This window comes from uncultured Desulfovibrio sp., from assembly GCF_944324935.1.
Taxonomy (GTDB): Bacteria; Desulfobacterota; Desulfovibrionia; order Desulfovibrionales; family Desulfovibrionaceae; genus Desulfovibrio.
Genome location: NZ_CALUYG010000007.1, coordinates 1 through 22,431 on the forward strand (window position 1 = coordinate 1; position 22,431 = coordinate 22,431).

19 protein-coding genes are annotated in these 22,431 nt (G+C 64.4%); 11 read left to right on the top strand and 8 right to left on the bottom strand.

The window, feature by feature from the left end; genetic code table 11:
• Positions 1 to 161: 161 nt before the first annotated feature.
• The 3 genes from ald to Q0J54_RS02800 all read right to left on the bottom strand — a co-directional run bounded on the left by ald (position 162) and on the right by Q0J54_RS02800 (position 4,246).
• Positions 162 to 1,280 carry an alanine dehydrogenase gene (gene ald, locus Q0J54_RS02790; RefSeq protein ID WP_296303843.1) on the bottom strand — a complete coding sequence of 373 codons (1,119 nt, stop codon included), beginning with the start codon at positions 1,278 to 1,280 and terminating at the stop codon, positions 162 to 164.
• A 400-nt stretch (positions 1,281 to 1,680) separates the two neighbouring features.
• Positions 1,681 to 2,754: a BMP family protein gene (locus Q0J54_RS02795; protein WP_296303844.1), complete on the bottom strand. Its 1,074-nt coding sequence runs from the start codon at positions 2,752 to 2,754 to the stop codon at positions 1,681 to 1,683.
• A 121-nt stretch (positions 2,755 to 2,875) separates the two neighbouring features.
• Positions 2,876 to 4,246 carry an aminotransferase class III-fold pyridoxal phosphate-dependent enzyme gene (locus Q0J54_RS02800; RefSeq protein WP_296303845.1) on the bottom strand — a complete coding sequence of 457 codons (1,371 nt, stop codon included), beginning with the start codon at positions 4,244 to 4,246 and terminating at the stop codon, positions 2,876 to 2,878.
• 513 nt (positions 4,247 to 4,759) lie between these two features.
• On the opposite strand from Q0J54_RS02800, the gene hydG reads away from it, so the two are divergent.
• From hydG to Q0J54_RS02820, 4 genes are all read left to right on the top strand, one after another.
• The gene (hydG, locus tag Q0J54_RS02805; protein ID WP_296303846.1) at positions 4,760 to 6,154 is read left to right on the top strand and encodes a [FeFe] hydrogenase H-cluster radical SAM maturase HydG; all 1,395 of its coding nucleotides are present in this window, start codon (positions 4,760 to 4,762) and stop codon (positions 6,152 to 6,154) included.
• A gap of 125 nt (positions 6,155 to 6,279) precedes the next feature.
• Positions 6,280 to 9,324 (top strand): hypothetical protein, encoded by a 3,045-nt coding sequence (locus Q0J54_RS02810; protein WP_296303847.1) that lies wholly within the window; start codon positions 6,280 to 6,282, stop codon positions 9,322 to 9,324.
• Positions 9,325 to 9,541: 217 nt separating this feature from the next.
• Positions 9,542 to 10,744: an iron-containing alcohol dehydrogenase gene (locus tag Q0J54_RS02815; RefSeq protein ID WP_296303848.1), complete on the top strand. Its 1,203-nt coding sequence runs from the start codon at positions 9,542 to 9,544 to the stop codon at positions 10,742 to 10,744.
• Positions 10,745 to 11,073: 329 nt separating this feature from the next.
• Positions 11,074 to 12,732 (top strand): bacteriohemerythrin, encoded by a 1,659-nt coding sequence (locus tag Q0J54_RS02820; RefSeq protein WP_296303849.1) that lies wholly within the window; start codon positions 11,074 to 11,076, stop codon positions 12,730 to 12,732.
• A 153-nt stretch (positions 12,733 to 12,885) separates the two neighbouring features.
• Here Q0J54_RS02820 and pdxT read toward each other — a convergent pair whose 3' ends face one another.
• On the bottom strand, positions 12,886 to 13,479 hold the full coding sequence (gene pdxT / locus Q0J54_RS02825; RefSeq protein WP_296303850.1) for a pyridoxal 5'-phosphate synthase glutaminase subunit PdxT: 594 nt from the start codon (positions 13,477 to 13,479) through the stop codon (positions 12,886 to 12,888).
• Between the two features lies 1 nt (position 13,480).
• The gene (gene pdxS, locus Q0J54_RS02830) at positions 13,481 to 14,362 is read right to left on the bottom strand and encodes a pyridoxal 5'-phosphate synthase lyase subunit PdxS (RefSeq protein WP_296303851.1); all 882 of its coding nucleotides are present in this window, start codon (positions 14,360 to 14,362) and stop codon (positions 13,481 to 13,483) included.
• 202 nt (positions 14,363 to 14,564) lie between these two features.
• Here pdxS and Q0J54_RS02835 point away from each other — a divergent pair, with 202 nt between their 5' ends.
• The 7 genes from Q0J54_RS02835 (at position 14,565) to ilvC (ending at position 20,108) form a co-directional block, all read left to right on the top strand.
• Entirely contained in the window at positions 14,565 to 15,461 is an 897-nt protein-coding gene (locus Q0J54_RS02835) for a hypothetical protein (RefSeq protein WP_296303853.1), read from the top strand.
• The gene (locus tag Q0J54_RS02840) at positions 15,458 to 16,126 is read left to right on the top strand and encodes an HAD family hydrolase (protein WP_296303854.1); all 669 of its coding nucleotides are present in this window, start codon (positions 15,458 to 15,460) and stop codon (positions 16,124 to 16,126) included. Before Q0J54_RS02835 ends, Q0J54_RS02840 begins: the two co-directional genes overlap by 4 nt.
• Complete coding sequence (locus Q0J54_RS02845) at positions 16,117 to 16,416, top strand: YggT family protein (protein WP_296303855.1); 300 nt, start codon at positions 16,117 to 16,119, stop codon at positions 16,414 to 16,416. Before Q0J54_RS02840 ends, Q0J54_RS02845 begins: the two co-directional genes overlap by 10 nt.
• A gap of 143 nt (positions 16,417 to 16,559) precedes the next feature.
• Positions 16,560 to 16,790, top strand: coding sequence for a DUF465 domain-containing protein (locus Q0J54_RS02850; protein ID WP_296303856.1), 231 nt, complete (start codon positions 16,560 to 16,562; stop codon positions 16,788 to 16,790).
• Between the two features lie 21 nt (positions 16,791 to 16,811).
• Complete coding sequence (gene ilvB, locus Q0J54_RS02855) at positions 16,812 to 18,503, top strand: biosynthetic-type acetolactate synthase large subunit (RefSeq protein WP_296303857.1); 1,692 nt, start codon at positions 16,812 to 16,814, stop codon at positions 18,501 to 18,503.
• 10 nt (positions 18,504 to 18,513) lie between these two features.
• Positions 18,514 to 19,005 (top strand): acetolactate synthase small subunit, encoded by a 492-nt coding sequence (gene ilvN, locus Q0J54_RS02860; protein ID WP_296303858.1) that lies wholly within the window; start codon positions 18,514 to 18,516, stop codon positions 19,003 to 19,005.
• Between the two features lie 101 nt (positions 19,006 to 19,106).
• Positions 19,107 to 20,108: a ketol-acid reductoisomerase gene (gene ilvC / locus Q0J54_RS02865; RefSeq protein WP_296303860.1), complete on the top strand. Its 1,002-nt coding sequence runs from the start codon at positions 19,107 to 19,109 to the stop codon at positions 20,106 to 20,108.
• A 245-nt stretch (positions 20,109 to 20,353) separates the two neighbouring features.
• Here the strand turns inward: ilvC and Q0J54_RS02870 are convergent, their stop codons facing one another.
• Genes Q0J54_RS02870 through Q0J54_RS02880 form a run of 3 tightly spaced genes read right to left on the bottom strand, consistent with a single transcriptional unit; the run spans position 20,354 to position 22,349 of the window.
• Positions 20,354 to 21,112 (bottom strand): ComF family protein, encoded by a 759-nt coding sequence (locus tag Q0J54_RS02870; protein WP_296303861.1) that lies wholly within the window; start codon positions 21,110 to 21,112, stop codon positions 20,354 to 20,356.
• Positions 21,109 to 21,726 carry a flavodoxin family protein gene (locus Q0J54_RS02875; RefSeq protein WP_296303863.1) on the bottom strand — a complete coding sequence of 206 codons (618 nt, stop codon included), beginning with the start codon at positions 21,724 to 21,726 and terminating at the stop codon, positions 21,109 to 21,111. The genes Q0J54_RS02870 and Q0J54_RS02875 overlap by 4 nt, the downstream gene beginning before the upstream one ends.
• Positions 21,726 to 22,349 carry an MBL fold metallo-hydrolase gene (locus Q0J54_RS02880; RefSeq protein ID WP_296303865.1) on the bottom strand — a complete coding sequence of 208 codons (624 nt, stop codon included), beginning with the start codon at positions 22,347 to 22,349 and terminating at the stop codon, positions 21,726 to 21,728. Before Q0J54_RS02880 ends, Q0J54_RS02875 begins: the two co-directional genes overlap by 1 nt.
• Positions 22,350 to 22,431: the final 82 nt, after the last annotated feature.

The window sequence follows — 22,431 nt, forward strand, 5'->3', positions numbered from 1 at the left end:
GAGTTTTTATAACATACGCAAAGCTTTAAGCTTTTTTGAACCTCCCGCCTAGCGGGAGGTTTTCTTCATACAAAAAAGCGCCCCCTGCATGCACAGGGGGCGCTGGGTTCGCCGTCATGCCGTCCTTCTGATGACAGAGAGGACAGCCTGGGCCGACTGGCTTACTTCAGCAGGTCGGCGGCGGGCACATAGGTCAGGCCGAAGGCGTCGGCCACACCCTTGAAGGTGCACTTGCCGTGGACAGTGTTCAGGCCGCGGGCCAGAGCGATGTTGTCGGCGCAAGCCTTCTTCCAGCCCTTGTCGGCCAGCTGCAGAGCGTAGGGCAGGGTGGCGTTGGTCAGGGCGTAGGTGGAAGCGATCGGCACGGCGCCGGGGATGTTGGCCACGGAGTAGTGGACAACGTCGTGCTTGATGAAGGTCGGGTTTTCGTGGGTGGTCGGATGGCCGGCGGTGGTTTCCACAGCGCCGCCCTGGTCAATGGCCACGTCCACCACGGCGGAGCCGGGGCGCATGGACTTGATCATTTCTTCGGTCACGAGCTGCGGGCACTTGGCGCCGGGGATGAGCACGGAACCGATCACGAGGTCGGCGTCCTTCACGGCGGCGGCAATGTTGTGGCTGTTGGAAGCCATGGTCTGCACGCGGGCGCCGAAGATGTCGTCGAGGTAGCGCAGACGGTTCAGGTTGTTGTCCAGGATGGTCACTTCGGCGCCGATGCCGATGGCCATCTTGGCGGCGTTGGTGCCCACGATACCGCCACCCACGATGACGACTTTACCGCGCTGCACGCCAGGCACGCCACCCAGCAGCACGCCGCAACCGCCGGCATGCTTGGTCAGGATGTTGGCGCCCACCTGGATGGACATGCGGCCGGCCACTTCGGACATGGGGGCCAGCAGGGGCAGGGTGCGGTCTTCGGGCTGCACGGTTTCGTAGGCAAGGCCCACCACGCCGGAGTTCAGCAGGGCGTCGGTCTGGGGCTTGTCGGCGGCCAGGTGCAGGTAGGTGAAGAGCAGCAGGCCGTCACGGAAGTACTTGTATTCGCTCTGCAGGGGCTCCTTGACCTTCATGATCATTTCGGCCTTGGCCCACACGTCGGCCACGGGCAGCATGGTGGCGCCGGCGGCTTTGTATTCGTCGTCGGAGATGCGGCTGCCGAGACCGGCGCCCACTTCGATCATGACTTCATGACCATGATCCTTCAGAGCTTTGACGCCAGCCGGGGTGATGCCCACGCGATGTTCATTGGCCTTGATTTCTTTAGTAACGCCGATAAGCATTTGAAGCCCTCCTGAAAGGCTGCAAGTGGATGATGAAAATTCCGTTCGTGACGGACATACCCTTTCGCAAACAGGCTTGGAGGCACGGTGCTGATCGGGCGCAAGAGCCGGATCGTTCAGGTAATGCGTTGCTCCAAGGCTTGCGGCGTCTGCCGATGTGGCGGGCGAACGTGGCGCGTGCCATGCGCTCTCGTCGCATCATTGAACAGACAAACAACTCTGTTCCGCAGCTCGCGAAAAGACCCTAGCCCTTTTCCGCCGTGACGGCAAGAGGATTGCGGGGGATTTTCAGGAAAAAAATATTTTCTTCACGAACAGGGTCCGGCAGGAAAAAAGCGGCCGGCAGCGCCGGATTCAGGCCGTGGCTCCCGCTCCGGGCTGTACAAAAAGCGGTCAGGGCTCAGCGGCAATTGCACAGCGTGCCCTGACGCAGGGAGGGCAGCCGGATGGCCTGGCGCTCCAGCTCCCGGCGCAGCTCCATCAGGCGCTCTTTGAGGCGGGGCGGCAGTCTGTTGCCCTCTTCCCGGGAAAAAACGCGCAGATCGGTGATGCCCACGCCCTTGTCCGCCAGCGAATGGGTCAGGATCTCGCCGCCGCGAAAACCTCCCTGCGCATGCGCGGCGACGATCTCGTACACGGCGCGGTCCCCCTGCTTGAGGATGGAGGTCAGTACGCGACCGGGGCGCAGATCGTCCTGATCGGCGGCCATGCCGATGGCCAGCGCCTGCCGCTCGGCCAGCACGTCCAGGGCGGCCAGTCCCGCGCTGCCGGCGGCCAGCACCACGATATCCGCGCCTTCGTCCAGCAGCTCGCGGCAGCGTGTCTGCGCCCGCTGCGCGTCTTCGAAAGAATCCAGGCTGCGGTGGACGATGCGGATCTCGGGATCGATAAGGCGGGCTCCCTCCAGAAAGCCGTTGAGCATGGTCACGATGGGGCCGGTCTCCCGGCCGGAGAGCCAGCCCAGCGTTTTCTGGGGGTTCATGCCGCGGCTGTCGGAGGTCGTCAGCATGGCCGCCGCGGCTCCGGCCAGGAAGGCCGCCTGCTCATCGGCAAAGGTGACGGACATGATGTTGGCGGCCCGGACCCCGGTGTCGATGCAGCCGAAGTGCGTCGTGCGGAAGTTGGCGGCATTGTTGCGCAAGACTTCATGCAGGCTGTCGTCGGCAACAAGGACGAGGTCGGCGCGGGCCGCCTCTTCCCGGAATATGTCCTGCTGGTCGCTGCCGGCCGGCGCGGCGACCACGCGCGCGGTGATGCCGAGCTCCTTTTCGGCGCGGGCAAGGCCGGCCCGGAGCTGATCGTGCCAGCCCTTGTCCGGCGTCAGGCTTTCCAGCAGCAGACAGACTGTCGCCGTCGGGGCGGCGCGCGTTGTCCCGGCCGCCGCGTGCAGACACAGGGCAAGGCAGAACAGCAGGCAGACGCCGACGGCGGACAGACGGCAACGCAGGGATGAGGCGGGAGACGGCTGAGACATGGCGAACTCGTGATATGGCGATGAGGATGGAGGAAACGGCCGGAGGCCATTCCGGTGCGGATGTGACGTCACAAAAAAAGGGGGGCCGAGGCCCCCCTTGTTCGTCGGTGTTCGGCCGTGATTAGGCAGACACCTTGGCCAGAGCCTTGTCGATGGCATTGACCAGTTCGTCAATGTCGCCCTGGGTGGAGATCAGGGCCGGGCTCAGGCAGATGGTGTTGTTGAATTCACGGAAGCTGCGGGAGGTCTTGCCGATGATGACGCCCTGCTTGAAGCAGTCGGCCACCACGCCGCCGGCCACGGATTCGTCCACCGGTTCCTTGGTGGTGCGATCCTTGACCAGTTCCAGACCGGCAAAGAGGCCCTTGCCGCGCACGTCGCCGATGACCTTGTACTTGTCCTTCAGCTCGAGCAGACGGCCCATGAGGTATTCGCCCTGTTTCACGACGTTGTCGAGCAGGTGTTCTTCTTCGATGATTTCCATGTTGGCGATGGCCGCGGCCGGGCCGGAGGTGCAACCGCCGAAGGTGGAAATGTCGCGGAAGTAGGCGTCGCGGTCGGAAGGATCATTGATGAAGTCCTGGAAGACTTCTTCAGTGGTCACGGTGCAGGAGATGGGCGCATAGCCGCTGGCCACGCCCTTGGCCATGGTGACGATGTCGGGCTTCACGCCGAAGTGCTGGTAGCCGAACCATTTGCCGGTACGGCCAAGGCCGCACACCACTTCGTCGATGATCAGCAGCACGCCGTACTTCTTGCAGATTTCCTGCACGGTTTCGAAGTAGCCGTCCGGGGGCACGATGACGCCGCCGCCGGCGGTGATGGGTTCGAGGATCAGGCCGCCTACGGTGTCGGGGTCTTCACGCTGGATGACTTCTTCGATCTGCTTGGCGAATTTCTTGCCGAGATCGGCGCAGTCGCCGAAGGGCGAACGATACGCGCAGCAGTGGGGCACTTCCACGAAGCCGGGCGTGAAGGGGCCGAACTGGTTGCGGCGTTCGTACTGACCGCAGGCGCTCAGCGTGGTGATGGTGGTGCCGTGGTAGTCACGGTCGCGGTACAGGATCTTGCTCTTTTTGCCGCCGTGCTTCAGGGCGGAGATCTGACGGACGATCTTGAAGGCCTTTTCGTTGGCTTCGGAACCGGAGTTGGAGATGTACACGCGGCTCATGCCGGGCATCTTTTCGATGAGCTTCTTGGAGAATTCGATGGTCGGGATGTTGCCGTAGGAGTTGGCGAAGTAGCACAGCTTCATCAGCTGATCGGCCACAGCCTTGACGATCTTTTCCCGGCCGAAGCCCACGTTGACGGTCCACACGCCGCCGGACACGGCATCAAGATATTCCTTGCCGTTGATGTCCTTCACGCGGTTGCCCTTGGCTTCCACGAAGATGGTGGGGTCGGCATGTTCGTAAACTTTGTGCTGGGTCAGGTGATGCCACACATATTTCTTGTCGGTGGCGATCAGATCGGCGGAATTGCACTGAGCCATGGTAGCCTCCAAAGTCATTTAGGTGTCTAGGGCTCATTTCTACGGTGGCGCCGCACGCGCCGTCGCAAGCCAGGGCCCTTTCGGAACGTGGTTCACATTGGCTAACAGGACAAATAGGAGTTTTAAAAACCCTTGTCAACCGCAAGTCCTTTTTTTTCTCAATCAAACGGAATAACATGTTTTTTCATGCAATTTCCTTTCTTTTTCCCGGTGAGGCCGGGCTCCTTGTCCGCAGGGACGCCCGGGGCCCTGCCGGACGGACCGCCTGGCTGTCGCCATCCGTAATGTCTCGTTTTCGTCTGAGATCATGCCTGCTTGCGTGGCGGGGGCTCCTGCTGGGCGGCAAATGCGCCGGCCGGAAGCTGTGAAAAAAATCGCTCGCTTTTCGGCCGCCCCGCTGCTATGGTATGACGCCTCTCCTGCGGGACAGGCGCGGAGCCGCCATGCGCGCATGGCCCCGCCCGGCACAGCCCGCCGTCGTGCCGGAACGTCTTTATATATGGGGGTGAAACCATGCCGAACTTTTCCCTTCCGTCCTGGCTGGATGTGCGCGCCATCGAGGAGGCGCTGTCCTGTGCCGTGGCGCCCGATGCGGCCCGGCTGAAAGGCATCCTTGACAAGTCCCGGGCACTGCGTCCCCTGACGCTGGCCGAGACGGCAACGCTCATGCGCGTGACCTCGCCCGACGGCCTTCTGGCCATCATGCACGCCGCCGACGAGGTGAAACAGCGGGTGTACGGGGATCGCATCGTGCTTTCGGCGCCGCTGCACCTCACCAACCATTGCGGCAGCGAGTGTCTGTATTGCGCCAACCGCAAGGGCAACGACATGGTGCAGCGCAAGTACATGACCTCCCCGGAGATCAGCGAGGCCGGCCGCAAGCTCATCCGTCAGGGCCACAAGCGCGTTTTTCTGGTCACCGGGCAGCTGCCCAATGCCGACGTGGAGTATCTGGCCGAGGCGGTGAGCATCCTGTATACGCTGTACGAGGGGGACGGCGAGATCCGCCGCGTCAACGTGAACGTGGGCCCGCTGGCGGCCGATCAGTATGATATCCTGCGTTCCGTGGACGTGGGGTCCGTGCTCCTCTATCAGGATACCTATCATCCCGAGCATTACCAGGCCGTGCACAAGGCCGGCCCCAAGGCCAATTACGAGCGGCGCATCAACGCGGCCGACGAGGCGCTGCGCGCGGGCATGGGGGATGTGGGGCTGGGGTTGCTGCTGGGGCTTGCCCCGTGGCAGTTCGACGTGCTGGCCCTGAGCCTGCATGCCGCGCATCTGGCAAGCGTCTACGGGACGGGAGGGCACACGGTGAGCATGCACCGCATGCGTCCCGCTCCGGGCGGCCTGGCGCAGGCTCCCTTCCCGGTGAGCGATCAGGATTTCCTGCGCTGCGTGGCCATCACGCGTCTGGCCATCCCGTATACGGGCATCATCCTCAGTTCCCGCGAGCCGTCCGGCCTGTGGCGCGACGGTTGCGGGGTGGGCTGCTCCCAGCTGCTGACCGGCAGCGTGGCCAATCCTTACGAGGACTGGAGCCCGCTGCCCGGCCCGGGGGGCGTGCCTTTCCCCATCGGCGAGAATTGCCATGTGGACGATGTGGTGAGCTTCCTGCTGGAGGAGGCGCGCCACCTGCCCTCCTTCTGCACGGCCTGTCCGCGTCTCGGACGCAGCGGCGTGGAATTCCTTTCCATGGTGCGCGAAAGCGGCATGAAGGGGCAGTGCGGCCCCAATTCCATCGCCTCGTTCCTGGAGTTCCTGCTCAACTACGCCACGCCGGCCACCCGGCGTCTGGGGGAGGCCCTCATCGAGGAAAAGCTGGCGGCCATGCCGGAGCCGGACAAGGGCGCCGCCGTACGTCTGCTGCAGAAGGTGCGGGCGGGACGCGTGGACGAATTCATCTGATGCCGGCAAGTCCGGCGGACGGGATCGCATGAGCATGTACGGCGGAGGTCGCCCCTGCGGGCGGCCTTCCGCTTTCCGGGCCGCCGGGGCTGACGGCGGCCGGCAGAAGGGAGGGTGCGGGCGTCATGGCGCGCAGATACCGCTTCAGTCGCTATTTTGACAGACAGGACAAGGACATCAGGGCGCTGGTCAACCGCATCCTTGATGCGCCCGACAGCACGCTGGCCAGCCTCTCCGGCGATCTGGCCGACCCTGAGCTGCATCCGCACGGCATCAAGGAGATGGTGACCTCCCAGGCCTCGCGCATGGCCTATGCCACGGTCAACCTGCTGCGCAATCTGGAGGTGGGCGGCTCCAGCTCCCGGGACAGGATCTGCGCGCTGCAAAGTCTTTTTGACGAAGTGCTGGCCAGCGCGCATTCCCCATTGCGGCGCAATACGGCGCGCGTGCTGTTGCAGATTATGAAGGACATGGTGCGCGCGCAGGGCGATCCCACGGAGCAGCTCAAGCTGGCGCACGATTTCCGCAAGGCCGCGCTGGGGACGCCCCGCGTGGTCCGCCGCATGCTGGCGCGCTACCATCTGCCGGAGATGCCGGAGGAATGGAACCAGATCGCCTTTGACGACCACGTCTACGACGTCAATACCAAGGGGCGCAAGACGCCGACCCATCTGATCATGGACGCCTGGATCAAGGGGCTGCGCTCCCTGACGGTGCTCTATGACAACTGTATCGAGCTCGATGCCGCCGAGGAGCTGCTGGATGCGGCCGGCGTCACCGGCATGACCGTCCGGGTGGGCATCGAATATCAGGTCCCGTTTTACGACCGCTTTGTGAGCTTTTTGTGGGTGCCGCGCGGTTTCGTTTCCCGCCAGGGCTTCCTGGATTTCATGAACAGCGCGCCCGTGCAGAAGATGCAGGCGCGGGGCAGGGCCGTGCTGCACTGGTGGCGGGAGCGGGCCCTCAAGGCCCTCGACCTCTGGAATGCGCGGCAGCGGCCGGAACTGGAGTCCCGCTGGGGCGTCTCCGTCGCGCCGGCGGATGCCGATGATTTTCTGGATTTTCTGGGCAGACGGCATTCCGTCATGCTGCGGCTGGCCGAATATCTGCATCAGCTCGTACTGCCCAGTCTGCGCCTGCGGGCGCGGCAGCTGGAAGCGAAGGCCGGCGAAGGGAACGAGGAGGCCCGCCGGGAGATCAGGGAACTGGAACTGCTGACGGTCGACGTCATCTACCATGACTGGTTCGCCTCCCTGCTGGAAGGCGAGCTGCCGGATGCGCGGATCCCCGGGCATGCGCCGGACATGCCGGAATTGCGCACGGTGTCCGCCGCCGATCTGACGCGGCAGCTGCGGGAGCTCATGCCCGGCTACCAGCTCACGCTCTGCACGGAAAATCTGACCGCGGAGGACGTCATCGAACTGCTCTGGGATTGCCAGGGCGGCATCACCCATCTGGAGATCTTCAATACCAAGAGCTGGATGCTGGGCCAGCTTGGCGGCATGGAATCCATCAGCCAGCTGCTCGAGGTGCTCAATCACGGGCACGGGCCGCGCATGAAGCAGATGATCCGCCATATCATCCGGCGACTGGCGCAGGGCCAAAACAGCGAGCGCCTTGCCAAGTTTCAGGAGATCCTGCGCAATGTGCCCAAACTCTGGGAAACCTACCGGCGCAGCCCGCTACGAACGCAGCTCGGCAGCAACGCGGCAACGCGTCTGCGCTCCTTCGGCATGGGCTTCGCCATCCTGGAGACGCTGCCGCCGCGGGGCGTGGCGGCGCTGCGCCATGAGGGCTCGCCCTGCATCCCCATCCATGTCCCTGTGGAAGAAAAGCTCGCCTTTGTCGAGCCCGAGCATGCCGGACGCTTGCAGCGTCTGCTGTCCCGCTGTCGTTCGTTCCCCTTCCTGGCGCATCTGGGCAAGGAACGGCGGCGGGAATGGATCTCCGCCAGCGCGGAGTGCCGCTACAGCGAGCATGGCAACATCCATACCCTGGGCGGGTACAACATCCCCGCGCCCAACGATCTGCTGGACAAGGAAGCCGTGCCGGGCGGCCCTCCCGGCTGGCGCTACCTCAACACGGGGCTGACCTTGTGGGCCAAGGTGCTCGTGGGCTTCATCCCGGCGTTTTTCACCTTTCAGGCGACCCAGCAATGGTGGGTGCTTGCCTGGTTCGGCAGCTTCATCTGGTTCGGCATCACGGGCGTGCGTAATGTCCTGCAAATGGTCATGGCGGCGCAGGGGGCGACCCGCGGCACGCTCACGCACTGGAAGGAGCACGTCAGCATGAGCCGTCTGTGCGATTCCCTCATGTATACCGGCATCTCCGTGCTGCTGCTTGAGGGGATCGTCCGCGTGGGGCTGTTGCAGCGGCTGTGCGGTGTGACGGTGGAGGACCAGCCGCTGCTCGTCTTTGCGGTGCTCAACATCATCAACGGCTTTTATATCTTCGCGCACAACATTTACCGTGGCTTCCCGCGACAGGCGGCCATCGGCAACCTGTTCCGCAGCGTTTTGGCCATCCCCATCTCCTCGTTGTACAATGCAGGGCTCTGGGGAGGGCTGCTGGCCCTGGGCGTGGCCGATCCGCTGGCCTATCTGGCGCCGAGCGCGGCCATCGTCTCCAAAATGGCCTCGGATACCGTGGCGGCCCTCATCGAGGGTCTGGCCGACAGCAAGGTCAACATGCGCATGCGGCGTCGCGACTATGACGGCAAGCTGCGCCGCGCTTTCGACTGCTATACCCGTCTGGAGATGCTCTTCCCCCGGGAAGACGCGCTGATCAAGCTGGCTCGACCCGGCGGGCTGGGCGAGCGGGGAGGCCGCGAGGCCCGCAAGCTGGAGAGGGCGCTCATCATCGCCGCCCTGGACTTCATGTACTTCTGGTTCTACCTGCCGCGGGCCCAGGAGGTCTGCCGGCAGGTCATCCGGGGCATGTCTCCGGCCGACCGGAGGGTGTTCTTTCGTTCTCAATTGGTCCTGCTGCGCGAACGGGATATCTGTCAGCTCATGGTGGACGGCCTTGTCGGGCACAACTTTTCAAAACCGCTGGCTTTTTTTCTTGACAGGCACGGTGAATACCTGCGCGCCATGACCCAGTTATGCCGGAACAGGGTTCGGAAGGAAGGGAACGCCCAGCCTGAAGCGGAAGCGGCGGAAACGGTGTAGTATGGCTGCATCACGCTTGCGGCGTGACGTTTTCCCGTCCTTGCGGCGAAAGTTGTCCAATTGCATTGTGCGCTCAAACAGTCTTGTGATTTTTGGAGCTGTTGCCTGCGAATACGCAAAAAGAGCTTGTCATAAGTCCGTGAGTGCCGTAATCTGACTTCTAAGAACTACAAAAAACGCCGCGGGAGCCCTCCGCGGTAGAAAAAAAGGAGTCGTTATGAGCACGGACGTGAAGAGCATGCACATGGGTCAGATCACCTCTTTCTTCATCCCCAACGTGACGCTGGTGGGTGAAAATTGTTGCTCCGAAATCCCCAGGCGCCTGAAGAGCATCGGCGGCAAACGTCCGCTCATCGTGACCGACAAGGGGATCGCCGCCTGCGGCATCCTCAAGCACATCACCGACATTTTGGACAAGGCCCGCATGAAATACGTGGTGTATGACGGCACGGTGCCGAACCCCACGGACAAGAACGTGGCCGAAGCCACGGAGATGTACAAGGAAAACAAGTGCGACAGCCTCATCACCCTGGGCGGCGGCAGCTCCCATGACTGCGGCAAGGGTGTGGGCTTCGTGGTGAGCAACGGCGGCACCATCCACGATTACGAAGGCGTGGACAAATCCTCCAAGCCCTTCCCCCCCTATGTGGCCGTGAACACCACCGCCGGCACGGCCTCGGAAATGACCCGCTTCTGCATCATCACGGATACCTCCCGCAAGGTGAAAATGGCCATCGTGGACTGGCGCTGCACGCCCAGCGTGGCCATTGACGACCCGGTGCTTATGATGCACATGCCCGCTTCCCTCACGGCGGCCACGGGCATGGATGCCCTGACCCACGCCATCGAAGCCTATGTGTCCACCGCGGCGACGCCCATGACCGACGCCTGTGCCGAAAAGGCCATGGAATACATCAACCGCTATCTGCGCCGCTCCGTGGCCTGCGGCGCCAAAGACAAGGAAGCCCGCGAAGGCATGTGCTACGCCCAGTATCTTGCCGGTATGGCCTTCAACAACGCCAGCCTGGGCCATGTGCATGCCATGGCGCATCAGCTGGGCGGCTTCTACGACCTGCCGCATGGTGAATGCAACGCCATCCTGCTGCCCCATGTCTGCGAATACAACCTCATCGCCTGCCGTCGCCGCTTCGGCCGCGTGGCCAAACTGCTGGGCGAGCGTGTGGACCACCTGAGCGCCAGCGAAGCCTCGCACCGCGCCATCGAGGCCATCAACATCCTTTCCCGTGACGTCAACATCCCCGAAGGCCTCATTGCCCTGGGCAAGAAATACGGCAAGGACGTCCGTGAGGAGGACATCCCCACCATGACCGCCAATGCCCAGAAGGACGCCTGCGGTCTGACCAATCCGCGCATTATGACCGATGCCGCCGTGGCCGCCATCTACAAGGCCGCTCTCTGATCCCTGACGGATACTGACAGACGGGGAGGCCCGGCAGGGCCTTCCCGGTACGATGCAGTCCCCTCGCCGCCGTGCGGGGGGACTTTTTCATGGGCGAACGCCTCCCCCCCGCTGTCCGAGGCCGATGACCGGAGCGCGGGGCCGAGAGAAGGGGCGATATGCGGTCCGCGGCCTTTTTATGGGGAAAGCGTCTGTTACATTTTGAAATAGTAATGCTTTCAGCATGTTAGAATGAGGAGGCTTTATCAGGAAATATTCCTTGTATTTTCCCGCCTAAAGCGTAGCCTGTATCCGACGATAAGCTAAGAAACCTTGTGGAGGAGCTTTCTATGGGTATTGTTCTGCATGCCGTACTCCTGGTGCTGGCAGTCATACTTGCCGTCGCTGGTACTGCCGGCGTGGTGGGAACTCTGCTGCTGGGCCTGCTGATCGTGGGCTGTCTGGCGGGGATCGGGCTTGCCGTTCTGGCAGAGCGGGAGAAAAAACGCATGCGGGAGGTACTGGGCCCCGGGGCTGCCGCGTCGGGCAGCCTGGCGGAGCAGGCGGGCGCTTTGCTGCGGCGGGAGCGGGAGCAGAGCGCTGCCCGTACCAGCGAGCTGGAAAGCAGGCTGGCCGCGGCGGAGTCGGAGCGTGCGGCTGCCCGCGGCGAGGCGGACAAGGCCGCGGCCGAACTCAGGGATCTCCAGGCGCAGGTGGCGACGCGTAAGCAGCTGCTGGCCAAGGCCAATGGCGTATGCCTGGGCCTTTCCGAGGAGACGCGCAGCATCTCGCAGGTGGTGGCCAATGTGAACCACGGCGTGGAAGTGCAGCGCTACCAGCTTGAGGAGACCAGCTCAGCCATGACCCAGATCAGCGACGCCGCGGTGGAATCGGCCCGGCGCGTGCAGGAGCTGTCCGACAGCGCCGAGACCTCGCGCAGCAAGGCCAGCGTGGGCGAGCAGGACGTGCGCAGCGCCGTGTCGTCCATCGACTCCGTCAAGGAGACCATCCTGCACCTCAAGGAGGCGATGGACAAGCTGGGCCAGCGGGCCAGCAGCATCGGGCAGGTGATGAGCGTCATCAACGAGGTGGCCGATCAGACCAATCTGCTGGCGCTCAATGCGGCCATCGAAGCGGCTCGAGCTGGTGAGGCCGGGCGCGGTTTCGCCGTGGTGGCCGACGAAGTGCGCAAGCTGGCCGAAAAGACCATGAGCGCCACCAAGGAGGTGGAGGATGCCGTCCGCGCCATCCAGGACGAGACCCACAACAACGTGCAGGCCGTGGAAGCCGCGGCGCAACTGACGGTGGAAGGGGCGGAGCGCGCCGGCCGCGCGGGCGAGTTCATGGGCGAGATCATCAATTGTATGGAGCAGACGGCCGATCATCTCAAGGTCATCGCCTCGGCCGTGGCGGAGCAGTCCGGCCAGAGCAGCCAGACGAGCACATCGCTTGCGGCCATCCATCAGGTCGCCGAGGAAAACGCGGACAATATGGAGAGCTTCACGGGCTCCATCCTTTCGCTCAAGAGCGGCATCGAGGATCTCGGCATGATCGTCAGTGCGCTGTTCAGCGGCAATCTGGAGATGGCCTCGTCGAGCGACAAGTTCGTGCAGTGGACGGACAAGCTCAATATCGGCGTCCAGCTGGTGGACGAACAGCACCGCATGCTGTGCAGCTACATCAATGATCTGTACAGCGCCATGAAGCACAATTCCGCCAAGGATGAACTGGCGAGCATCATGCAGCATCTGCGCGAGTACACCGCGTCCCATTTCAGCACCGAAGAGCAGCTTTTCGAGCATTCGGCCTATCCGCATACCCGCGAGCACAAGGAAGTGCATCGCCGCTTCGTGAGCAAGCTGGAAGAGTTCGAGTCCCAGATCAAGAACGGCACCACCACGGTCAGCATGGATCTGCTGGCCTTCCTCAAGGACTGGCTCATCAACCATATCCAGGGTACCGACCCGGGCTACGTCTCCTATCTCAAGGGGCACGGCAAGAATCGCTGAGCGGCGTGACCGCGCATTTCGCTCCCCAAGCGACGACAGAGGGCATCCGGCGGAAAGCCGGATGCCCTTTATGCCGCTCGTGCACGGGCGCAGGTCCAAAAAAACGCCCGGGCGGGACGCCCGGGCGCTGTCAATGGTCAGGGAGGATGCCGATCAGGCGGGCAGCATGGCCAGAAAGGCGGCATGCAGCCGAGTGTCCGGCGTCAGCTCGGGATGGAAGGATGTGGCAAGGATGTTGCCTTGCCGCACGGCCACGATCCGTTCGCCCGCTCCGCCGTGCGCCGCCATGTCCACGCGGGCCAGCACCTCCACATCCGGGCCCACCGCCGTGATGAGCGGCGCACGGATGAAGACGGCCCGCAGGGGAGCGTCCAGCCCGGCAACGGCAAGGTCCGTCTCAAAGCTGTCCGCCTGCCGGCCGAAGGCATTACGGCGTACCGAGGCGTGCAGCAGGCCGATACGCGGCTGGTCCGAGGCCTCGATGGTCTCGCAGAGCAGGATGAGCCCGGCGCAACTGCCGTAGACGGGCATGCCCGCGGCGATGCGCTCGCGGACAGGCTCCAGCATGCCGAGTTCCGTCAGCAGCTTGCCCATGACGGTACTTTCGCCGCCGGGAAGGATAAGGGCGTCGATGCCGTCCAGATGGCTGCGCTGGCGCAGCTCCCGGACATCGGCTCCCAGGCGGGAGACGGCGGCCGCATGCTCCCGGAACGCCCCCTGCAACGCAAGAACGCCTATCAGCGCCATCCTACCAGCCCCGTTCCTGCATGCGGTCGGCCGCGGGGATGGCGGATATCTCGATGCCGACCATGGGCTCGCCGAGATCTTTGGAGATCTCGGCAAGCATCGTGTAGTCGTTGTAGTTGGTCACCGCCTGCACGATGGCGCGGGCACGCCTGGCCGGATCGCCGGACTTGAAGATGCCTGAGCCCACGAAGACGCCGTCGCAGCCAAGCTGCATCATAAGCGCCGCATCGGCAGGGGTGGCGATGCCGCCGGCGGCGAAATTCACCACCGGCAGACGGCCTTCCTTGCGGACGATCCGGCAGATCTCCAGCGGAGCGCCGATCTCCTTGGCGTAATTGGCCACTTCATCTTCGGGCAGCGAGCAGAGACGGCGGATGTCGTCCAGCACCTGGCGGCAGTGCCGCACGGCCTCGATGACGTTGCCCGTGCCGGGCTCGCCCTTGGTGCGGATCATGGCCGCCCCTTCGGCGATGCGGCGCAGGGCTTCCCCCAGGTTGCGGCAACCGCAGACGAAGGGCACGGTGAACTCCCGCTTGTTGATGTGATGCTTGTCATCGGCGGGCGTCAGCACTTCGCTCTCGTCGATGTAATCCACTCCCAGAGCTTCCAGGATGCGCGCCTCCACAAAATGACCGATGCGCGCCTTGGCCATGACAGGGATGGTCACGGCTTTCATAATGCGTTCCACGATGGTAGGATCGGCCATCCGGGCGACTCCCCCGGCGGCACGGATGTCCGCAGGCACGCGCTCCAGTGCCATAACGGCGCAGGCCCCGGCATCCTGGGCGATTTTCGCCTGTTCGGGATCGGTCACATCCATGATCACGCCTCCCTTGAGCATCTCTGCGAGGCCCGTTTTAAGGCGAAGGGTACCCTGCTCCATAGTGTAGCTCTCCTTTATGGACCGGAATTCCGGAAAAATGGGGATGAACGCCGCAACTACGCGGCAAGACTGCCCATAGTAAGGAAATCGGCGCAGCTTGCAAGCATTTTTTTTGATGTCGTACGCTGTGCGCGGCGGGGGAAAAGACCTTGCTTTTCGACAGGCGGCGGTCTACAAACAAATTTTATGGTGAGAGAAGACTATGAGCAGGATATTCGTGCGTTTGCCTCTGGTGCGCGGGCCGCTTGCCGGGGAACAGGCCCCGGCCTGTCTTGCGGCGCTGCCCCGGCTGCGGCCGGGACTGCCTGAGACCGGCATGCCGGACGGGGCGGCGGGCGGCGCGCCCGCCCCGCAGGGACCGTGGTACACGCCCGCGAACTTGCCGCTGTCCCCGCGCCAGGCGCTGGCCTGTCTGCGGGATCTGCAGGCCATGACGGACGCCGCGCTTTCCGGTACGCCGCTGCGCGCCTGGCAGGGCGGGCAGGCGGCATCCCTGCGGGGACAGGCCGAGAGCGCGGCCCGGTCGGCCTTTGCCGCCGGGGCGGGCGACGAGACGGCGGCGCTGGCGGCGGCTGAGGCCGCCGAGGAACGGGAGCGGCTTTGCCGGGCACAGCGGCTGTTGCTGCTCTGCTGGCTCCAGGAGGAGCGTCTTGCCGAGATGGCCGCGCTGCACCGGCGGTATGCCGGCGATCGTGCCCAGCTGGCCGCCACGCTTGACGACGGCCGGGAGCGCACGGAGGCCCCGGCGGGCCTGCCGGACGACATCCTGCGGGCGACGACGCCCGATCTGCCGGCGGAGGCCGCCGCGCTGGCGGCCATGCTGCCGCCGTGGCAGCGGGTGCTTGATGCCGCGCTCGATTTTTTGCCGCAGGGGGCCGTCATCGTGGCCGAAGCCGGCCTGCGCGAGGCCCTGCTGGAACGCGACGACCTTGCTCCGGCGGCGGCGGAGCTGCGGGCGGCCGTCGCGGGGGAGGGCGGGCCAGCCCTGCTGAGCCTCACCGCGCCGATCTGGCGCGTGCTGCTGCGCCCGCGCTGCCCGGACTGCTGTTCCCGCTGGGAACGATCCATCACTCTGCTGACATGGGGGGACGGCGCATGAGCGGGCTGTTTCCGCAGGGGCTCGGCGGCGTCATCTTTGATTGCGACGGTGTCATCATCGACTCTCGCGCGGCCAATGACCAGTACTACAACCGGATACTTGCCCATTTCGGTCTGCCGCCCATGACGCCGGAGCAGGAGCGCTTTTCCTTCATGGCCACGGCCCGGCAGGCGCTGGAGCATATTTTGCCGGACGAGCTGCACGGGCAGATAGATCACGTCACCAGCGAAGTGGTGGTCTACCGGCGGGACATCCTGCCGCTGCTGCGCCTGTGCGAGGGCTTCCGGGAGATGGTGGGCTGGCTGCACGCTCACGGCGTACGCATGGCCGTGGACACCAACCGCACGCACATCGGCATGCAAACGGTTCTGGACATTTTCGGCCTGCCTCCCTATTTTAATCCTGTGGTCGCCGCGGATACTCCCGGCATCCTGCCCAAGCCCAGCCCGCAGGGCCCGGAACATATCCTGGCGGTCTGGAAGCTGCCGCCGGAGCGCGTGCTCTTTGTGGGGGACAGTCCCCATGACGGCAGGGCGGCGGGCGCGGCAGGCATACCGTTCGCCTCCTTCGGCAACGAGGAGCTGGCCGGGGACATCGTGGCCGTGAACTATGCCGCTCTTCGGGCGGCTCTGACAGACAGCGTGGAGCAGCAAGCGTGTTCGTGATTCAAAATATCCTTATGGCCGTGGGGAGCGTGCTCGGCACGCTGCTCAATCTCTATTTCTGGATCGTCATCATCGCGGCGGTCATCACCTGGGTGCGCCCGGATCCCTACAATCCCATCGTGCGCGCCCTGCGCATTATGACGGAGCCGGTGTTTTACTACGTCCGCAAATGGATGCCCTTCACCTATCGGGCGGGGATCGATTTTTCCCCCGTGGTGGTGCTGCTGGCCATTCAGCTGGTCAACCAGATCGTGGTACGCTCCCTCATACAGTACGCCGCCACCATGTAGATCGCCCTGCCGCGGTGACGGCGCGCATCCGATGCCGGAGCGCGGACGGCATGCGCCGGACGCGGATCCGCCGGCGGGACGCCCCGACAGCGACATCGTTTCATGCCCAGCCGGGCTTCAACCCCTAACACTGGAGATTTCTTATGGATCAGCACGAAATTGAACTTCTGGAAAAGTTGGCCCCCACTGATCCGGAGCTGAAATCCCTCTGGGAAGACCATGTGCTCTATGAAAAGCAGGTGGAAAAGCTGGAAGCCAAGGCGTTCCGTACCCCCACCGAGGAGCAGACCCTCAAGCAGTTGAAGAAGCAGAAGCTTGAAGGCAAGACCAGATTGATGGAATTGTTGGATAGACATCGCGCCGAAGACAAATAGCGGCGCAGGAGCCTTATCGCTATGGAACTCACAGGTGCACAGATTCTCCTTGAATCCCTGAAAAAGGAAGGGGTGGACGTGCTGTTCGGCTATCCGGGCGGCGCTGTCCTTGATATTTATGATGAACTGCCGCGCCATCCCGAGCTGAAGCATATCCTGGTGCGGCACGAGCAAGGGGCTGTGCACGCGGCCGACGGCTATGCCCGCGCTTCCGGAAAGGTGGGCGTCTGTCTGGTGACCTCCGGTCCCGGCGCCACCAATACGGTCACGGGCATAGCCACGGCCTACTGTGACTCCATTCCGCTTGTGGTCTTCACCGGGCAGGTCCCCACCAAGCTCATCGGCAACGACGCTTTCCAGGAAGTGGACATCGTGGGCATCACCCGCCCCTGCACCAAGCACAATTTCCTGGTCAAGGACATCCGCAAGCTGGCCAAGACCATCCGGCAGGCCTTCTATCTGGCTCGTTCCGGGCGGCCCGGCCCCGTGCTGGTGGACCTGCCCAAGGACGTGATGCAGGCCCACGCGGAATTCGTCTGGCCTGAAGACATCTACATGCGCAGCTACAACCCCACCTACAAGCCCAACCTCAATCAGTTGCGGCGCGCGGTGGAAGTGCTGGCGCAGGCCCGGCGTCCCATGATCCTGGCCGGCGGCGGCGTCATCATGTCCGATGCGGCGGCGACCCTCAAGGATCTGGCCCATACCCTGCATCTGCCCGTGTGCTGCACGCTCATGGGGCTTGGGGCCTTCCCGGCCACGGACGATCTCTGGCTGGGCATGGTGGGCATGCACGGGGCCTATGCGGCCAACATGGCCATCAACAATGCCGATGTGCTCGTCTGCGTGGGGGCGCGCTTCGATGACCGGGTGACCGGCAAGATCTCCGCCTTTGCCTCGCACGCGCGCATCATCCACATCGACATCGACCCCACCTCCATCCGCAAGAACGTGGAAGTGGACGTGCCCGTGGTGGGCGACTGCAAGCTGGCGCTTGCCGGCATGCTGGACATCGCGGCGGGCAAGATGGCTCATGTGGACTGGCGGGGCGACCATGAGGCCTGGCTGGAGACCGTGGCCCAGTGGAAGCAGAGCAAACCTCTTGGCTATATCCGCAACGACCACATCAAGCCGCAGCACGTCATCGAGGAGGTCTATGCCCTCACCGGCGGCGAGGCCATCATCACCACGGAAGTGGGGCAGAACCAGATGTGGGCGGCGCAGTTCTACCCCTTCACCCGGCCCCGTACCCTGCTGACCAGCGGTGGGCTCGGCACGATGGGCTACGGCTTCCCGGCCTCCATCGGGGCACAGTGCGCCTTCCCGGAGCGCAAGGTCATCGCCGTCGCCGGCGACGGCTCCATCCAGATGAACATCCAGGAGCTGGCCACCGTGGTACAGTATCGTCTGCCCATCAAGGTCATCATCCTCAACAACCGGCATCTGGGCATGGTGCGCCAGTGGCAGGAGCTCTTCTACGACCGCAACTACAGCTTCACCAACATGGAGGCGCAGCCCGATTTCGTGAAGCTGGCCGAGGCTTACGGCGCCGAGGGCTACCGCATCTCCCGGCCCGAGGATCTGCGCCCGGTGCTGGAGGCCGCGCTGTCCTCCCCCAATCCGGCCATCGTGGACGTGACCGTGGAGCGCGAGGAAAACGTCTATCCCATGGTGCCCGCCGGGGCGGCCCTGGACGAGATGCTCTTGGTGTAGGAGGGGCGGCATGGAACGACATGTGCTTTCTGTTCTGGTGGAGAATGAGCCCGGCGTGCTCTCCCGCGTGGCGGGGCTCTTCAGCGGGCGCGGCTTCAACATCGATTCGCTCAATGTGGCCCCCACGCTGGAAGAGGGCGTCTCGCACATGACCATCACCACCTATGGCGACAGTCAGATCCTGGAGCAGATTATGAAGCAGCTCCACAAGATCGTGTCCGTCATCAAGGTTGTGGATTTTGCCGACATCCCCGCCGTTGAGCGGGAAATGATGTTCGTCAAGGTGCAGGCCGAAGGGGCCATGCGCGGGGAGATCCTGCGCACGGTGGAGATCTTCCGTTGCAAGGTCGTGGACGTGAGCGCGACGGAAATGACCATCGAGGCCACCGGCGACCACGGCAAGCTGGAGGCCATCATCAGCCTGCTGCACCGCTTCGGCATCAAGGAACTGGCGCGTACCGGCTCCGTGGCCATGCGCCGCTCCAAAAAGCTGGCGGAGTAGGCGTCCGCGAGACTTGACTTTTGCCGCGAAGCGGCACAACAATTTTCCTCCCGCCCCGTGCGGGAGGATTTTTAGTAGCATAACGACAGAGGGATACGACTATGAAAGTGTACTATGATCAGGATGCGGACATCAACGCGCTCAAGGGCAAGACGGTCGCCATCATCGGTTACGGCAGCCAGGGCCATGCCCATGCCCAGAACCTCCGCGATTCCGGCGTCAACGTCGTTGTGGGGCAGCGTCCCGGCGGCGCCAACTACGAACTTGCCAAGGAACACGGCTTCAGCCCCGTAAGCGCCGCCGAAGCGGCCGCCCAGGCCGACCTGATCATGATCCTGCTGCCGGACGAAGTGCAGGCCGCCGTCTACGAAAACGACATCAAGCCCAACCTCAAGGCCGGCAAGGCCCTGCTCTTCGCGCACGGCTTCAACATCCATTTCAGCCAGATCATCCCGCCCAAGGATGTGGATGTGTACCTCATCGCGCCCAAGGGGCCCGGTCATCTCGTGCGCCGCACCTTCACCGAAGGCGGCGGCGTGCCCTGCCTGGTGGCCATCCATCAGGATGCCTCCGGCAACGCCCTCAAGAACGCGCTGGCCTATGCCAAGGGCATCGGCGGTACCCGCTCCGGCGTTATCGAGACCTCCTTCCGCGAAGAGACCGAGACCGACCTCTTCGGCGAACAGGCCGTGCTCTGCGGCGGCGTCTCCGCGCTGATCAAGGCCGGTTTCGAAACGCTGGTGGAAGCCGGCTACCAGCCGGAAATGGCCTACTTCGAATGCATGCACGAAATGAAGCTCATCGTGGACCTCATGTACGAAGGCGGCCTGTCCCGCATGCGCTACTCCATCAGCAATACCGCTGAATACGGCGACTATGTGACCGGTCCGCGCCTCATCACCGAGGAGACCAAGAAGGAAATGAAGAACGTGCTCAAGGACATCCAGAGCGGCAAGTTCGCCCGCGACTTCATCCTGGAAGCCCGCGCCAAGTATCCCATGTTCCTCGCCACCCGCCGCAATGAAGCCAATCACCAGATCGAAAAGGTGGGCAGCGAACTGCGCGGCATGATGAGCTGGCTCAAGAAGGACAAGAAGGCCTAGTTCCTTCCTTTCCGAACGCATCGCCGGGAGCGGGAAGCCTTTCCTCTGAGAGGGGCTTTCCGCTCCCTTCATTTTTTCGGTCCGGCGCGACAATGCGTCTGACACAAGCTGACCGTGGCAAAGGCGCACCGGGGAAAGGACTCGTCCAGGGGAAAGGATGGCGCGAAGGCCTTGTTCCGCTCATCATGGCAAAAAGGCCGGGGCCGGCCGGGGGGCAAGCCGCCTGCCGCGTCAGCACGCCCGCATCAGCGGGCCGGCGTACGGGCCATGACCAGCAGGGAGACCGACGCGGCCCCGGCATCGAGCAGGGCCGCGCAGGCGGCGCGGGCCGTGCTGCCGGTGGTCATAACGTCGTCCAGCAGCCAGCAGCGCGCGCCCACGAGGCTATGCGCATGGGCGGCAAAACTGCCGTGCACATTGGCAAGCCGGCGTGCGGCGTCCAGCCCGGCCTGGGGACGTACGCGCCGCGTGCGCCACAGAAGGTCATGGCGCAGCGGGAGGCGGAGTTCGCGGCAGAGGGCGGCCGCCAGTTCATGCGCCTGATTGTAGCCGCGCTCCCGCAGGTGGTCCGGGTGCTGCGGCATGGCCAGCACATGATCGGGCGCGGGAGCCTCCGGGGCGACGGCAGGCAGATGACGGGCCAGCAGGCCGCCAAGCGCCCCGGCCAGCGGCAGTTCGCCGGAAAATTTGAGGCGCAGCAGACAGTCGCGCAAAGCTCCCTCATAGAGGCCGTACGCCAGCATGACCGACCACGGCGGGGGATCGGCCAGGCAGTGCCCGCAGGGCACGGAGGGAGCGGCGCTCCTGTCCGCCGCCGGCAGGGGCAGGCCGCAGCGCGGACAGGCGGCCCCCCGGTACGGGGCAAGCCGCGGCAGACAGTGGGGGCAGAAGGCCTCGTCCTGACGGGGAGTGAAGGGGGCAAGGCAGTGGGCGCAACGGCGTTCCAGCAGCCCGAGGCCCCGCAACAGCCGCAGAGAAGAGCGAAGGCGCGGCAGGGCGCTCATGGCGCGTCTGGCGCGCCGGGAGGCGACGCCGCATCCGGGGGAAGGCACGCGGCGGTCTGTTCTCCCCAGGTCCGCATGGCGGCACGCTGCTCGCTGGAGATGTCCGACGGGGCCTCGATGCCGTGCAGGCTCCGCGACTGCCCGAGCTCCCGCCCGAGCGCCCGCAGAAAATAGGACAGACAAAGCTCGCTGCCCGCGAAGAGCTGCTCCCCGCGCGGGCGTCCCGCCACCAGCAGCGACAGGCTCACGCCGGGAGTCCCTGCGGCAACGGCTCCGGCCTGCCGGGCCGACCAGCGGCTCTGGGCACGGTCCACAAGGCATTTGAGCTGCCCGGGCAGGGCATAGAAATACACGGGAGCGGCCAGCAGCAGGAAGGGCGTCCGCTCCAGGGCCGCCAGTACGCTTTCGGCATCGTCGCCATCCGCCAGCACGCAGCGGTACGGCGGCCGCCGGCAGCCGCCGCAATGCGTACAGGGGCGGATGCGGCATTCCCGCAGGGGCAGGGCCTCCAGCGCGAGGCCCCCCTCCGCGGCGCCTTCCATGAACAGGCGGGCCAGACTGTCGCTGCTGCCGTTGCGACGGGGACTGCCCAGCAGGACGAGTCCGTGCCGCATCAGCACAGATCCCCGCAAAAGGCGTTTTCGCGTCGTTCCTCGCCGATGGTCGTGGCGGGGCCGTGACCGGGATAGACATCCGTTGCGTCAGGCAGGGTGAAAAGCTGCTCGCGGATGGAGCGCAGCAGCAGGGCCTGATCGCCGCCGGGGAAGTCCGTGCGACCGATGGAGCGGAAGAACAGGGCGTCGCCGGTGAAGACGGCGTTTTCGGCAGGATAATGGAGAGAGACGCCGCCGGGCGTGTGTCCGGGGGTGTCCAGTACCGTAAAGACGAGATCGCCGAAGCGGCGTTCCCCGGCCGGGAGATCTTCCGTGGCATAGTCTGGAACGGGCGGGAAACCCCAGATGCCGCCGCGCACGGATTCCGTATCGTCCAGGCAGGCCTCGTGCCGGGAGGCGTAGACGGGCGCGCCCGTGGCGGCGACAAGGGCGGCGACGCCGTAGGCATGGTCGAAATGCTTGTGGGTCAGGCAGACGGCCAGCAGCTTCAGATTGCGCTGTGCAAGATGATCCAGCATGGGGGCGGGATCGCCGCCGGCGTCGATGATGACGGCCTCCCGGTCGTTGCTGACCACATAACAGTTCGTTTCCAGCGGGCCGAGAGCGAATTTGGCAATGGGCATGGCAGTTCCTTTCCGGTGAAGTTTTGGACAGGATACGTTGCCCGCCGGGGAACGGCAAGCGAAGATGCGGCGGCCGTGGCGG